This is a genomic window from Bordetella pertussis 18323 (assembly GCF_000306945.1).
Classification (GTDB): domain Bacteria; phylum Pseudomonadota; class Gammaproteobacteria; order Burkholderiales; family Burkholderiaceae_B; genus Bordetella; species Bordetella pertussis.
In genome coordinates this window covers 1,185,824-1,199,235 of sequence record NC_018518.1, presented here as the reverse complement: position 1 = coordinate 1,199,235, position 13,412 = coordinate 1,185,824, and the positions used below count along the sequence as shown (strand labels likewise).

Sequence of the window (13,412 nt, the reverse complement as noted above, 5' to 3'; positions counted from 1 at the left end):
GCTAGAATGCTAGGATTTTACCGGCACCGCGCGCCCTTACCATTGCCTCCATGAGTATTATCGATAACCGCAAGGCCACGCACGACTATTTCATCGAGGACCGCTACGAAGCTGGCATGGTCCTGGAAGGATGGGAAGTGAAGGCTATCCGCGACGGCCGCGTGCAATTGAAGGAAAGCTACGTCATCGTGCGCGATGGCGAAATCTACCTGCTGGGCATGCACGTCAGCCCGCTGCCTACCGCGTCCACCCACATCCGCCCCGACGCCACGCGCACCCGCAAGCTGCTGCTCAAGGCCGAGGAAATCCGCAAGCTGATCGGCAAGGTCGAACAGCGCGGCTACACACTGGTTCCGCTCAACCTGCACTACAAGAACGGCCGCATCAAGCTGGACTTCGCGCTGGGCCGGGGCAAGAAGCTGTACGACAAGCGCGACACCGCCCGCGAAAAGGACTGGCAGCGCGAAAAGGAACGTGTCCTGAAGCACGACACGCGCGTCAACCAGCGCGATTCCTGATGCGGTCGCGGCCGGCCTGCTTGGCCGCGTACAACGCCGCGTCCGCCCGCTCCACCAGCACCGGCAGCGTATCGCCCGCGCGGTATTGCGCCACCCCGCCGCTGAACGTGTAGGTCAGCGCCTTGCCGCCGTGCGAGCACGGCGTGGCGCGCACACTGGCCAGCAAGCGCTCGGCCACGCTCACGCCCGTGTCGCCGTCGGTATCGGGCAACAAGGCCACGAATTCCTCGCCGCCCAGCCGGCCGATGACATCGCCGCTGCGCAGCAGCGCGGTGGCCAGCGAACCGAAATGCCGCAGCACCACATCGCCGGCGGCGTGGCCGTGCTGGTCATTGACCTGCTTGAAGCGGTCGATGTCCAGCGCCAGCAGGGTCAGCGGCCGGCCCGTGCGCAACGCGCGCGCGCACAGGCGCTCGCCCTCGCGCCACCATGCCTTGCGCGACAGCAGGCCGGTCAGGAAGTCCTGGTTGGCCTCGCGCTCGCGCTCGGCCAGCATGCGGTCGTGGATCATCATGATCATACCCAGCGTCATGCTGGGCATGACCAGCACGCCGATCGCCAGGAAGGCCACGTTCCATACCGATGACTGCAACAGCCCCTGGGTCTGCTCGATCTGCAGGCCGTAGACGGCCGTGCGCAAGGCATGGCCCAGGGCGGCCACGGTGGCGGTCACCCCGGCGAACCAGTAGCTGTAGCGCGACCGCCGCAGCGGCATGTTGCGATAGATGGTCCATGCGCTGCCGCCCCACAGCAGCGCATGCAGGCCCGAGGCCGTGACCACCCGGGCGTTGACCGAGGGGTCGACATAGTGGAACCAGATGTTGGCGCCGATCGACAGCGCCAGTCCCAGCAGCAGCAGGCGCCACGGCGGGCGCTGTTGCATGAAGCGGAAGACGCCGGCGCAAAACAGCACGACGCCGGACGAGATCAGCACGTTGGGCGCCTGGATCGCCAGCCACGGCGGCATGGCGGGGTTGGCCTGCAGCGTGAACAGCAGCAGCGAGCACAGCACCAGCACGTTGGCCCACATCAGCTCGCGGATGCCCGCGATGCCGCTGCGCAGCAGCGAACCCAGGACTCCCTGCGTCACCAGGCTCGACAGGGTGGAAATCACCAGCAGGGTGACCGGAGCCAGCATGAGGGCGGGACGCTATGGCGCGGACGCGAAAGGACGCGCCGCGGCCGGCGCGCCCGGGTCGAACCTCACGCGCTCTTGGTCGACTTGACGATCGTCATGGCCGAGGCGATGAGCCCGCCCACATCGGACAGGTTGGACGGCAGGATGAGCGTATTGCCCTCCTTGGCCACGTTGCTGAAGGCATCCACGTAGCGTTCGGCGACCTTGAGGTTGACGGCTTCCATGCCGCCGGGCTGGCGCACGGCCTCGCCCACCTGCTCGATCGCCTTGGCGGTCGCCTCGGCGATGGCCAGCACGGCCGCGGCCTCGCCCTGGGCCTGGTTGATCTGCGCCTGCTTCTCGCCTTCGGAGCGCGCGATGGCGGCCTCGCGCTCGCCGGTGGCGATGTTGATCTGCTCCTGGCGGCGCCCCTCGGAAGCCGCGATCAGGGCGCGCTTCTCGCGCTCGGCGGTAATCTGCGCCTGCATCGCGCGCAGGATCTCGTTGGGCGGCGTCAAATCCTTGATCTCGTAGCGCAGCACCTTCACGCCCCAGTTCAGCGCGGCCTCGTCCAGCGACGCGACGATGGTGCTGTTGATGAACTCGCGCTCCTCGAACGTGCGGTCCAGCTCCAGCTTGCCGATCACCGAGCGCAGCGTCGTCTGCGCCAGCTGGGTGATGGCGGAAATGTAGTTCGACGAGCCGTACGAAGCGCGCATCGGATCGGTGACCTGGAAGTACAGCACGCCGTCGACCTGCAACTGCGTGTTGTCGCGCGTGATGCAGACCTGGCTCGGCACGTCGAGCGGGATTTCCTTGAGCGAATGCTTGTACGACACCCGTTCGATGAAGGGAATCACGAAGCCGGCGCCCGGCGACAGCACGCGGTCGAACTTGCCCAGCCGCTCCACCACCCAGGCATGCTGCTGCGGCACGATGGCGATGGCCTTGACCACGATCATCAGCGCCAGGATGACGATGACAATCAGGACCACAGTGGAAACGTCGATCATGATAAATACCCTCTGCTAGTTGTGAAGATTCAATAGGTTGTATGCATGGTTCATCCGAACCGGATTTGAGAAACTGGAAATCGCCAACCCCCCAGTTCACTCAAGGAGCCCGGCCGGATGAACACCCATAAGCATGCCCGATTGACCTTCCTACGTCGACTCGAAATGGTCCAGCAATTGATCGCCCATCAAGTTTGTGTGCCTGAAGCGGCCCGCGCCTATGGGGTCACCGCGCCGACTGTGCGCAAATGGCTGGGCCGCTTCCTGGCTCAGGGCCAGGCGGGCTTGGCCGATGCGTCCTCGCGCCCGACGGTCTCGCCCCGAGCGATTGCGCCGGCCAAGGCGCTGGCTATCGTGGAGCTGCGCCGCAAGCGGCTGACCCAAGCGCGCATCGCCCAGGCGCTGGGCGTGTCAGCCAGCACCGTCAGCCGCGTCCTGGCCCGCGCCGGTCTGTCGCACCTGGCCGACCTGGAGCCGGCCGAGCCGGTGGTGCGCTACGAGCATCAGGCCCCCGGCGATCTGCTGCACATCGACATCAAGAAGCTGGGACGTATCCAGCGCCCTGGCCACCGGGTCACGGGCAACCGACGCGATACCGTTGAGGGGGCCGGCTGGGACTTCGTCTTCGTGGCCATCGATGACCACGCCCGCGTGGCCTTCACCGACATCCACCCCGACGAGCGCTTCCCCAGCGCCGTCCAGTTCCTCAAGGACGCAGTGGCCTACTACCAGCGCCTGGGCGTGACCATCCAGCGCTTGCTCACCGACAATGGCTCGGCCTTTCGCAGCCGCGCCTTCGCCGCGCTGTGCCATGAGCTGGGCATCAAGCACCGCTTTACCCGACCTTACCGCCCACAGACCAATGGCAAGGCCGAACGCTTCATCCAGTCGGCCTTGCGTGAGTGGGCTTACGCTCACACCTACCAGAACTCCCAACACCGAGCCGATGCCATGAAATCCTGGCTACACCACTACAACTGGCATCGACCCCACCAAGGCATCGGGCGCGCTGTACCCATCTCCAGACTCAACCTGGACGAATACAACCTATTGACAGTTCACAGCTAGTGAAGCCTGCCGTCGCCGGCGGGCAAGGTCATGGTTACGCGGCCGGCGCGGGCGCCAGCACCAGGCGCGTGCCGCGTATTTCGGCGATGATGTGGCGGCCGGCCTGGCGCGGCTGGCCGTGGGCGAGCTCGGCCTGCCATTGCGCGCCCCGGTAATACACCTGGGTCGTGCCCGCGTCGGACCACGCATCCACCATGACGGACTGGCCGATATCCAGGTTGACGTCGGCGTTGCGCGCGGCGTTGACCTCGCGCTTTTTCAGCACGCCGGTGCGGCGCAGCGCCAGCAGCCCCAGCAGCGCCACCAGGCCGCACGCCACCAGTTGCCATGCCAGGTCCGCCCCCAGCCAGGCCGCGATACCGCCGGCGGCCAGGCCCAGCGCCACCAGCAGCAGGTAAAACGTACCGGAGCCCACCTCGCCGATCAGGGCAACGGCGGCCAAACCGAACCAAATCCACATAGCGTTCCGTCCCGAGTTTCAATATATGGCAACGATTGTACGTATTTCCCGCCACTCGCGCCTGTCACGCCGTGCCTTTATCATGGCGTTCCCCCTCTCCCGCCACCGGCCCGATCCCCCGCCATGACCGCCGCCCTGCCCGTTCTGATCCTGCATACCGGCAATCCCGCCGCCGCCCTGCGCGCCGCGCACGGCAGCTACGCCGAGATGCTGCGCCAGGCCGCCGGGCTGGATGCCGCCGGCACGCACGTGGTGGCCTCCTACAAGGACGAGGCGCCGCGCGCGCCCGGCGCGTACCGGGCCGCGCTGATCACCGGCTCGCCGGCCATGGTGACCGACCGCGCGCCCTGGAGCGAGGCGGCCGCCGACTGGCTGCGTCAGGCCGCCGGCGCCGGCCTGCCCATGTTCGGCATCTGCTACGGGCACCAGTTGCTGGCCCACGCGCTGGGCGGCGTGGTGGGCGACAACCCGGCCGGCCGCGAACTGGGCACCCTGCCGGTCGAATTGCTGCCCGCGGCCGCCACGGACCCCTTGCTGGCCGGCCTGCCGGCCGCCTTCGACGCCCAGATGATGCACGAGCAGGCCGTGCTCGCCGCGCCGCCGGGCGCCACCGTGCTGGCGCGCTCGGCCCAGGACGCGCACCAGATACTGCGCCTGGCCCCGCGCATCTATACAGCCCAGTTCCACCCCGAGTTCACGCCCGGGTTCGTCGCCGCCCATCTGCGCCACCACGCGGCGCTCTACGCCGCCCACGGGCTGGACGTCGAAGGCCTGGCGCGCGCGGCCGGCCCCACGCCGCTTGCCGCCTCGCTGGTGCGCCGCTTCCTGGCCTGCTGCGCCTAGCCGCCCGCGCCGCCCGGCGAAAAAAAGCCTCGCCGCAAGGGCGAGGCTTTTTCCTGCTGCCGGGCGCTTACTTGGCCAGTTGCTGCCAGGTCTCCACCACCGTATCCGGGTTCAGGGACATGGACAGGATGCCCTCGTCCTTGAGCCACTGCGCGAAATCGGGGTGGTCGCTGGGACCCTGTCCGCAGATGCCGACGTACTTGTTGGCCGCCAGGCACGCCTTGATCGCGCGGCGCAGCATGAACTTCACCGCATCGTCGCGTTCGTCGAAGTCGGCCGCCAGCAGCTCCATGCCGGAGTCGCGGTCCAGTCCCAGCGTCAGCTGGGTCATGTCGTTCGAACCGATGGAGAAGCCGTCGAAGTACTCGAGGAACTGTTCGGCCAGGATGGCGTTGGACGGCACCTCGCACATCATGATCAGCTTCAGGCCGTTCTCGCCGCGCGCCAGGCCGTGGGCGGCCAGCAGCTCGACGACCTTCCTGGCCTGGCCCAGGGTGCGCACGAACGGCACCATGATCTCGACGTTGGTCAGGCCCATTTCGTCGCGCACTTTCTTGAGCGCCTCGCATTCCATGCGGAAGCACTCCTCGAAATCGGCGGCGATATAGCGCGACGCCCCGCGCAAGCCCAGCATGGGGTTCTCTTCCTCGGGCTCGTAGCGCGAACCGCCCACCAGCTTGCGGTACTCGTTGGACTTGAAGTCCGACATGCGCACGATCACCGGCTTGGGCCAGAACGCCGCGCCGATGGTCGCCACGCCTTCGGCCAGCTTCTCGACGAAGAAGGCGCGCGGGCTGGCGTGGCCGCGGGCGGCCGACTCGACCGCCTTCTTCAGCTCGCCGTCGACGTTCGGATAATCCAGCACCGCCTTGGGGTGGATGCCGATGTTGTTGTTGATGATGAATTCCAGGCGGGCCAGGCCCACGCCGGCGTTGGGGATCTGCGCGAAGTCGAACGCCAGCTGCGGATTGCCCACGTTCATCATGATCTTGACGTCGATCGGAGGCATCTCGCCGCGGCGCACTTCCTCGACCTCGGTCTCGATCAGGCCGTCGTAGATACGGCCTTCGTCGCCCTCGGCGCACGAGGCCGTCACGGCCTGGCCGTCCTTGAGCAGGTCGGTCGCGTCGCCGCAGCCGACCACGGCCGGAATGCCCAGTTCGCGCGCGATGATGGCCGCGTGGCAGGTGCGTCCGCCGCGGTTGGTGATGATCGCCGAGGCACGCTTCATGACCGGCTCCCAGTTGGGATCGGTCATGTCGGTGACCAGCACGTCGCCGGCCTGGACCTTGTCCATTTCGGAGATATCGGCCACCACGCGCACCTTGCCTGCGCCGATCTTCTGGCCGATGGCGCGGCCGGTCACCAGCACCTGGCCGGTGGCCTTGAGGCGGTAGCGCTGCTGCACGTCATTGACGCCCTGCTGCGATTTCACCGTTTCCGGACGCGCCTGCAGGATGTAGATCTTGCCATCCACGCCATCGCGGCCCCACTCGATGTCCATCGGACGCTGGTAGTGCTTCTCGATGATGACCGCGTAGCGCGCCAGCTCGATGACTTCGTCGTCGGTCAGCGAATAGCGGTTGCGTTCGGACACCGGCACATCGACGGTGCGCACGGCGCGGCCTTCGGGACGCTCGGGGTCGAATTCCATCTTGATCAGCTTGGAGCCGATGCGGCGGCTGACGATGGGATAGTTGCCGCGTTCGAGCGACGGCTTGAAGACGTAGAACTCGTCCGGGTTGACGGCGCCCTGCACCACCGTCTCGCCCAGGCCGTACGACGAGGTGATGAACACCACGTCCTGGAAGCCCGACTCGGTGTCGATGGTGAACATCACGCCGGCGCTGCCCTTGTCGGAACGGACCATGCGCTGGATGCCGGCCGACAGCGCGACCTCGGCGTGGGCGTAGCCCTTGTGCACGCGATACGAAATGGCGCGGTCGTTGTACAGCGAGGCGAAAACGTGGCGGATCTTGTCGAGCACGTCGTCGACGCCCACCACGTTGAGGAAGGTCTCCTGCTGGCCGGCGAACGAAGCGTCGGGCAGGTCTTCGGCGGTCGCCGAGGAGCGCACCGCGAACGAGCCCTTGCCGTCGGCGTCGAGCTCGGCGAATGCGGTGCGGATCGCCTGTTCGAATTCAGGCGAGAAAGGCGCATCGATCACCCATTGACGGATCTCCGCGCCGGCGCTGGCCAGCTCGCGTACGTCTTCGGGGTTGAGGGTGGCGAGACGGTCAGCGATGCGCTTGTCCAGACCGGAAGCCTGCAGGAAGTCCCGGAAGGCCTGGGCGGTCGTGGCAAAGCCGCCGGGCACGCGTACCCCCGCGCCGGCCAGCTGACTGATCATTTCACCTAATGATGCGTTCTTGCCTCCTACCGAGTCCACGTCCGTCATGCGGAGCTGCTCGAACGAAACCACATACGACATTGAAGTCACCTTTTACAATGGAATGAAAGCGAGTTTGGTCAATGCAGCTCAACTGCGCTGACCAAACTGGCCTTGGACCGCCCCTTGGGGTGACTTATTAGGGGGGCGATTGTACTCGCTTGGGCACAAGCCTCCCGGTACCTGGTTGGAATTTTTTACATATGACTTCTACCCCTATTGAACGTGCAGTCTACATCGTTTCGGACAGCACCGGCATCACCGCCGAGACCTTCAGCCACTCCGTGCTATCGCAGTTCGACGAGGTCAATTTCAAGCCCGTGCGCCTGCCCTTCATCGATACGCTGGACAAGGCGCGCGAGGTGGTGGCGCGCATCAACCGCAACGCGCTCGAGGCCGGCGTGCCGCCGATTGTCTTCAGCACCCTGGTCAACCCCGAGATCCTGGCGCTGGTTCGCCAGTCGAACGGCGTTTTCCTCGATCTTTTTGGAACATTCGTCAGCCACATCGAGCAGGCCCTGGGCTTGAAGTCCAGCCACTCCATCGGACGCTCGCACATGGCGGCCAACTCCGAGAAATACCGCAACCGGATCGACGCCATCAACTTCAGCCTGGCGCACGACGACGGCCAGTTCGTCAACCAGCTGGACCAGGCCGACGTGATCCTGTTGGGCGTGTCGCGCTGCGGCAAGACCCCGACCAGCCTCTATCTGGCCATGCAGTACGCCGTCAAGGCCGCCAATTTCCCGCTCACCCCGGACGATTTCGAGCGCGGCGCGCTGCCCAAGACCATCGCGCCGTACCGCGGCAAGCTGTTCGGCCTGTCGATCCAGCCCGAGCGGCTGGCCGAGGTGCGCAACGAGCGCCGCCCCAACAGCCATTACGCGCGCCTGGAGCAATGCCGCTACGAAGTGGCCGAGGCCGAGCGCATGATGCGCCGCGAGGGCATTTCGTGGCTGTCGACGACCACCAAGTCGATCGAGGAAATCGCCACCACGGTGCTGCAGGAGGTCGGACTGGAGCGCGTCTAGGCGCGGGCGGGTCAGCGGCGCTGGCGGCGCTGCTCGAACAGGCAGATGGCGGCGGCGGCGCCCACATTGAGCGACTCGACCGCCGCCGACTCGTGCGGAATGTGCACGCGCAGCGCGGCCGCCCGCAGCAGCGCCTCGGCCACGCCCTGCCCTTCGTGGCCGAACACCCAGGCGCAGCGCGCCGGCAGGTCCGTGTCGTAGAGCGAGCCGGACCGCGCCAGGGTCGTGGCCACCAGCGGCACGTCCAGCCGCGGCAGCACTGCCTCCAGGTCCAGGTGTTCGTGGATATGCAGCGCGAAATGCGCGCCCTGGCCGCTGCGCAACACCTTGGGCGACCATGCCGCGGCCGTGCCGGCCGCCAGCAGCACCCGGCGCACGCCGGCCGCCGCGCAGGTCCGCAGCAAGGTGCCGACATTGCCCGGGTCCTGGATCCGGTCGAACAGCACGCAGTTCTCGTCGATGCGTTCAGGCAGCGCGGGTTCGGGCGCGCGCGCCACGAACACCACGCCCTGGCCGCTCTCGACGCTGGCCAGCCCCTGCAGCAGGCGCGAATCCAGCGCCAGGCAATGCTGCGGCGGCACCTGGCCGGCCAGGGCGCGGATCTCGGGATGGTCCAGCCGCGCGACATCGAACAGCGCCTGCAGCGGCGTGCCTTGGTGCGCCAGCCAGGCCTGGCACAGATGCACGCCGTCGAGCAGGATCCGTCCGTCGCGGCGGCCGCCGCCGGCGGCCAGCTTGTGCAACGCCTTGACCGCCGGGTTGTCGCGCGAACTCAGGTGCTTCATGGCGCGCCGTACGCCTTGATCGGCGCGAAGCTGCGCCGGTGTTCGGGGCACGGGCCGTGCTCGCGCAGCAAGGACAGGTGCTGCGGCGTGCCGTAGCCCTTGTGCTGGTCGAAGCCGTATTGGGGATACAAGGCATGCAGGCGCAGCAGGTCGGCGTCGCGCGCCGTCTTGGCCAGGATGGACGCGGCGGAGATCGCCGGCACCAGCGCATCGCCCTTGATCACGGTCTGCACGGCGCAGCGCAGCTTGGGCGCCTGGTTGCCGTCGACCATGGCCAGTTCCGGCGCCATGGCCAGGCCGGCCACGGCGCGCTGCATCGCCAGCATGGTGGCGCGCAGGATGTTCAGGCTGTCGATTTCCTGCACGCTGGCGCTGGCCACGAACCAGGCCAGCGCCTGGGCGCGGATCTGCACCGCCAGCGCTTCGCGCTGCTCGGCCTTGAGCACCTTGGAGTCGGCCAGGCCGTCGACCGGCCGGTCCGGGTCCAGGATGACGGCGGCCGCATAGACCGCGCCGGCCAGCGGTCCGCGACCGGCTTCGTCGACGCCGGCAATGATGGCGGGCAGCGGCGCCAGCGTGCCGAACAGGTCAGGCTGCTCCATCGGCCACCTCCAGAATCGCCTGGGCGGCCAGCGCCGGCGTATCGCGCAGCAAGTCCTGGTGCAAGGCGGTAAAGCGCGCCTCGATGCGCGCCGCGCCGGCCTCGTCGGTCAGCGCCTGCCAGGTCGCCTCGGCCAGCGCGGCCGGCGTGGCCTCGTCCTGCAGCAGCTCCGGCACGGCGAAATCGCGCAGCAGCACATTGGGCAGCCCCACCCACGGCAGGTAGGGACGTTGCTGCCCGGATTTCCAGGCCATGATGCGCCGCATCCACGGCGACAGCACGTACGAAATGACCATGGGCCGCTTGTACAGCGCCGTTTCCAGCGTGGCCGTGCCGCTGGCCACCAGGACGGCGTTGCTCGCCTCCATGACGGACCAGGCCACCGGCGTCTCGCCCTGCCCCTCGGCGGCGGTCACGCAACGCAGGCCCGGCACCGGATGCTGGGTCGCGATAGCCTCGAACTCGGCGCGCCGCTGCGGGTTGACCATGGGCACCACGCACTGCAGGCGTGGATCGCGCCGGACCAGCTCGGCCGCGGCCTGCAGGAAACGCGGCGCAAGCAGGCGGATCTCGGACGAGCGGCTGCCCGGCAGGATGGCCAGCACCCGCGCGTCGGCGTCGATGCCCAGCCGCGCGCGGGCCGCGGCGCGATCGGGCTGCATGGGAATCACCCCGGCCAGCGGATGGCCGACATAGGTGACCGGGATTCCTTCCTTGCGATAGAGCGCTTCCTCGAACGGAAACAGCACCAGCATGTGGGAGACGGCGGCGCGGATCTTGTTGATGCGTTCGTAGCGCCAGGCCCAGATCGAGGGACCGACGAAATGCACGGTGGGGGTACCGGCCTGGCGCAACTGGTGCTCCAGGCGCAGGTTGAAATCCGGCGCGTCGATGCCCACGAACACCGACGGCGGCTCGGCCAGCAGGCGCCGCTTGACGTCGCCGTAGGTCGACAGCAGGCTGGGAATCCGCTTGAACGCATCGATGTAGCCGAACACCGTGAGCGCATGCATGGGGTGCCAGGCCTCGAAGCCGCGCGCCGCCATCTGGGGCCCGCCTATGCCGGCGCAGTGCACGCCGGGTGCCCGGGCCTGCAGGCCGGCGATGATGCGCCCGGCCAGCAGGTCGCCCGAAGGCTCGCCGGCGACCATGCCTATGCGCAGGCTCATGGCCGGATGATGCCGCGCGTCGAAGCGTCCAGGAAGTCCAGCATGGTCTGCAGATGCTCGGCGACATCCGGCTCGGCCTGCTGGCGCGCGCGCAGCTCGGCGCGCCCCTCGTCCAGCGACAGTCCGCGCCGGTAGATCGACTTGTACGCATCGCGCAGCGCCGAGATGGCCGCCGCCGAGAAACCGCGCCGCTTCAAGCCTTCGACATTGACGCCCACGGGCCGGCACGGATTGCCCGCCGCCAGCACGAACGGGGGCGCATCCTGCATCAGCAAGCTGTTGCCGCCGGTCATGCTGTGCGCGCCGATCTTGGCGAACTGGTGCACGCCGGTCAGGCCGCCCACGATGGCCCAGTCGCCCACCTGCACGTGGCCGCCCAGCTGCACCGAGTTGGCCAGGATGGTGTTGTTGCCGATATGGCAGTCGTGCGCGATGTGCACGTAGGCCATGATCCAGTTGTCGTCGCCGATGCTGGTCACGCCGCCGTCCTGCACCGTGCCGGTGTTGAACGTGGTGAACTCGCGCACCGTGTTGCGGTCGCCGATGACCAGTCGCGTCGGTTCGCCGCTGTACTTCTTGTCCTGCGGCATGCCGCCGATGGAGCAAAAGCGGTAGAAGCGGTTGTCGCGCCCGATGCTGGTCACGCCGTCGAGCACGCAGTGCGCGCCGACCTCGGTGCCCGCGGCAATGCTGACTCCCGGCCCCACCACGCTGTATGGGCCGATCACGACCGAACTGTCGATCTGTGCCGCCGGATCGACCACGGCGGTGGGATGGATGTTTCCTGACATTTACTCTTCCAGGCTACGGATCGCGCACATCAGCTTGGCTTCGGCGACCAGTTGGCCGTCGACCAGGGCCCGGCCCTGGCACTTGCAGATGGTACGCGACAGGCGCTCGGCCTCGACTTCCAGCCGCAACTGGTCGCCCGGCACCACGGGTTTACGGAACCGCGCGCCGTCGATGCCCACCAGGTAGTAGGCGGTCTTGGCGCCGTCGCACTTCAGCCCGCCGTTCTCGTCGGTGAACGAGAACAGGGCCGAAGCCTGCGCCATGGCCTCGACGATCAGCACGCCCGGCATGACCGGATGATGCGGAAAATGGCCCGTGAAAAACGGCTCGTTGATCGAGACGTTCTTGATGGCAACGATGGATTTGCCGGGCACCATCTCCAGCACACGGTCGATCAGCAGCATCGGGTAGCGATGCGGCAGCCGGTCCATGATCCCCTTGATGTCGAGTTCCATTTGTTTTCCTGCAAAGCAAAAATAGATTATGTTGCAATGCGCCGCCAACCGGGCACACGGGCCGTGCGGGATTATTCCCGCTCGAGGGCCCGCAAGCGCCGGCACAGCAGCGCCAATTGCTGAATGACCGCGGCATTGCGCTGCCATTCGCTGTGTTCGGCGTAAGGATACACGCCGGTGTAGCGGCCGGCCTTCGCGATGTTCGATGTCACCGCGGTGCCGCCCGAGATATTGACGTCGTCGGCGATGGCCAGGTGCCCGGACAGCATCGATGCGCCGCCGATGGTGCATCGCTCGCCGATGGTGGTCGAGCCGGCGATGCCGACACAGGCGGCAATGGCGGTATGCGCGCCGATCCGCACGTTGTGCGCCACCATGATCTGGTTGTCCAGCTTCACGCCGTCGCCCACGATCGTGTCGTCCAGCGCGCCGCGGTCGATGGTGGTGTTGGCGCCGATTTCGACATCGTTGCCCACCCTCACCTCGCCCAACTGCGGGATCTTGCCCCAGGCGCCGCGGCCCAGCGTGGGATCGGGCGCGAAACCGAAACCGTCGGCGCCCAGCACGGCGCCGCTGTGGATGATGGCCCGCTCGCCCACGTGCACGCCCGCGTACAGGGTGACGCGCGGATGCAGCAGGCTGTCGGCCCCTACCGTGGAGCCGGCGCCGATCACACAGCCCGGCCCCAGCCTGGCGCCGCGCCCGATGCGGGCGCCCGCCTCGATGACGCACTGCGCGCCGACCCGCACATCGGCGTCGATCTCGGCGCTGGGGTCGACCACCGCGGACGGATGCACGCCGGCGGGCCCGGCCGGCCGGCTGGCGCGCTCGAACCACTGCGCCAGGCGCGCATACAGCAGATAGGGATGCTTGCACACCACCAGCACGTGGCCCGACGCGCCCTGCTCCTGCCGGGCCTGCGCGACGTCGGGCGTCACGATGACCGCGGCGGCGCGCGTGGTGGCCAGCTGATTCTGGTAGCGGGGATTGGACAGGAAGCTGATTTCCTCGTTTCCCGCCGAAGACAGCGTGCCGATGCCGCGGATCCTGGGCAGATCGGCGGCATCGGGGGCGCTCAGGTGCCAGTCCAGCCCCTGGGCATCGATGCCGGCCAGCAGGACATCGAGAGCGAGCGCGTTTTCAGGGTCCAGCAGAACCGGCATGGGCGTGC

Annotated in this window: 14 protein-coding genes; 4 read left to right on the top strand and 10 right to left on the bottom strand. The window is 67.6% G+C overall.

The window, feature by feature from the left end; translation table 11 throughout:
* The first annotated feature begins 50 nt into the window (after positions 1-50).
* On the top strand, positions 51-518 hold the full coding sequence (gene smpB / locus BN118_RS05680) for an SsrA-binding protein SmpB (RefSeq protein WP_003811754.1): 468 nt from the start codon (positions 51-53) through the stop codon (positions 516-518).
* Here smpB and BN118_RS05675 read toward each other — a convergent pair.
* Positions 499-1,656, bottom strand: a complete 1,158-nt coding sequence (locus tag BN118_RS05675) for a GGDEF domain-containing protein (RefSeq protein WP_010930360.1) — start codon at positions 1,654-1,656, stop codon at positions 499-501. The two genes, smpB and BN118_RS05675, sit on opposite strands and share 20 nt — an antisense overlap.
* A gap of 65 nt (positions 1,657-1,721) precedes the next feature.
* Positions 1,722-2,648, bottom strand: a complete 927-nt coding sequence (locus tag BN118_RS05670) for an SPFH domain-containing protein (protein WP_003811759.1) — start codon at positions 2,646-2,648, stop codon at positions 1,722-1,724.
* A 117-nt stretch (positions 2,649-2,765) separates the two neighbouring features.
* Here BN118_RS05670 and BN118_RS05665 point away from each other — a divergent pair, with 117 nt between their 5' ends.
* Positions 2,766-3,716, top strand: a complete 951-nt coding sequence (locus BN118_RS05665; RefSeq protein WP_005012067.1) for an IS481-like element IS481 family transposase — start codon at positions 2,766-2,768, stop codon at positions 3,714-3,716.
* 34 nt (positions 3,717-3,750) lie between these two features.
* Here BN118_RS05665 and BN118_RS05660 read toward each other — a convergent pair whose 3' ends face one another.
* Positions 3,751-4,176 (bottom strand): NfeD family protein, encoded by a 426-nt coding sequence (locus tag BN118_RS05660; protein ID WP_003811761.1) that lies wholly within the window; start codon positions 4,174-4,176, stop codon positions 3,751-3,753.
* A gap of 123 nt (positions 4,177-4,299) precedes the next feature.
* Between BN118_RS05660 and BN118_RS05655 the strand changes: the two genes are divergently transcribed.
* Complete coding sequence (locus BN118_RS05655; RefSeq protein WP_010930359.1) at positions 4,300-5,019, top strand: glutamine amidotransferase; 720 nt, start codon at positions 4,300-4,302, stop codon at positions 5,017-5,019.
* 67 nt (positions 5,020-5,086) lie between these two features.
* Here the strand turns inward: BN118_RS05655 and ppsA are convergent, their stop codons facing one another.
* Positions 5,087-7,450 (bottom strand): phosphoenolpyruvate synthase, encoded by a 2,364-nt coding sequence (gene ppsA, locus BN118_RS05650; protein ID WP_010930358.1) that lies wholly within the window; start codon positions 7,448-7,450, stop codon positions 5,087-5,089.
* 161 nt (positions 7,451-7,611) lie between these two features.
* On the opposite strand from ppsA, the gene ppsR reads away from it, so the two are divergent.
* A complete protein-coding gene (ppsR, locus tag BN118_RS05645) occupies positions 7,612-8,439 on the top strand; it encodes a posphoenolpyruvate synthetase regulatory kinase/phosphorylase PpsR (protein WP_010930357.1) in 828 nt (275 codons plus the stop codon).
* A gap of 11 nt (positions 8,440-8,450) precedes the next feature.
* On the opposite strand, the gene BN118_RS05640 is transcribed toward ppsR, so the two are convergent.
* The 6 genes from BN118_RS05640 to lpxD all read right to left on the bottom strand — a co-directional run bounded on the left by BN118_RS05640 (position 8,451) and on the right by lpxD (position 13,404).
* Positions 8,451-9,224 (bottom strand): TrmH family RNA methyltransferase, encoded by a 774-nt coding sequence (locus tag BN118_RS05640; protein WP_003811768.1) that lies wholly within the window; start codon positions 9,222-9,224, stop codon positions 8,451-8,453.
* Entirely contained in the window at positions 9,221-9,826 is a 606-nt protein-coding gene (rnhB, locus tag BN118_RS05635) for a ribonuclease HII (protein WP_003811770.1), read from the bottom strand. The genes BN118_RS05640 and rnhB overlap by 4 nt, the downstream gene beginning before the upstream one ends.
* Positions 9,813-10,994, bottom strand: a complete 1,182-nt coding sequence (lpxB, locus tag BN118_RS05630; protein ID WP_010930356.1) for a lipid-A-disaccharide synthase — start codon at positions 10,992-10,994, stop codon at positions 9,813-9,815. Before lpxB ends, rnhB begins: the two co-directional genes overlap by 14 nt.
* The gene (lpxA, locus tag BN118_RS05625) at positions 10,991-11,785 is read right to left on the bottom strand and encodes an acyl-ACP--UDP-N-acetylglucosamine O-acyltransferase (protein ID WP_014905607.1); all 795 of its coding nucleotides are present in this window, start codon (positions 11,783-11,785) and stop codon (positions 10,991-10,993) included. Before lpxA ends, lpxB begins: the two co-directional genes overlap by 4 nt.
* Positions 11,786-12,241 carry a 3-hydroxyacyl-ACP dehydratase FabZ gene (fabZ, locus tag BN118_RS05620; RefSeq protein ID WP_014905606.1) on the bottom strand — a complete coding sequence of 152 codons (456 nt, stop codon included), beginning with the start codon at positions 12,239-12,241 and terminating at the stop codon, positions 11,786-11,788.
* A gap of 71 nt (positions 12,242-12,312) precedes the next feature.
* Positions 12,313-13,404 carry a UDP-3-O-(3-hydroxymyristoyl)glucosamine N-acyltransferase gene (gene lpxD / locus BN118_RS05615; RefSeq protein ID WP_014905605.1) on the bottom strand — a complete coding sequence of 364 codons (1,092 nt, stop codon included), beginning with the start codon at positions 13,402-13,404 and terminating at the stop codon, positions 12,313-12,315.
* Between the last annotated feature and the right edge of the window lie 8 nt (positions 13,405-13,412).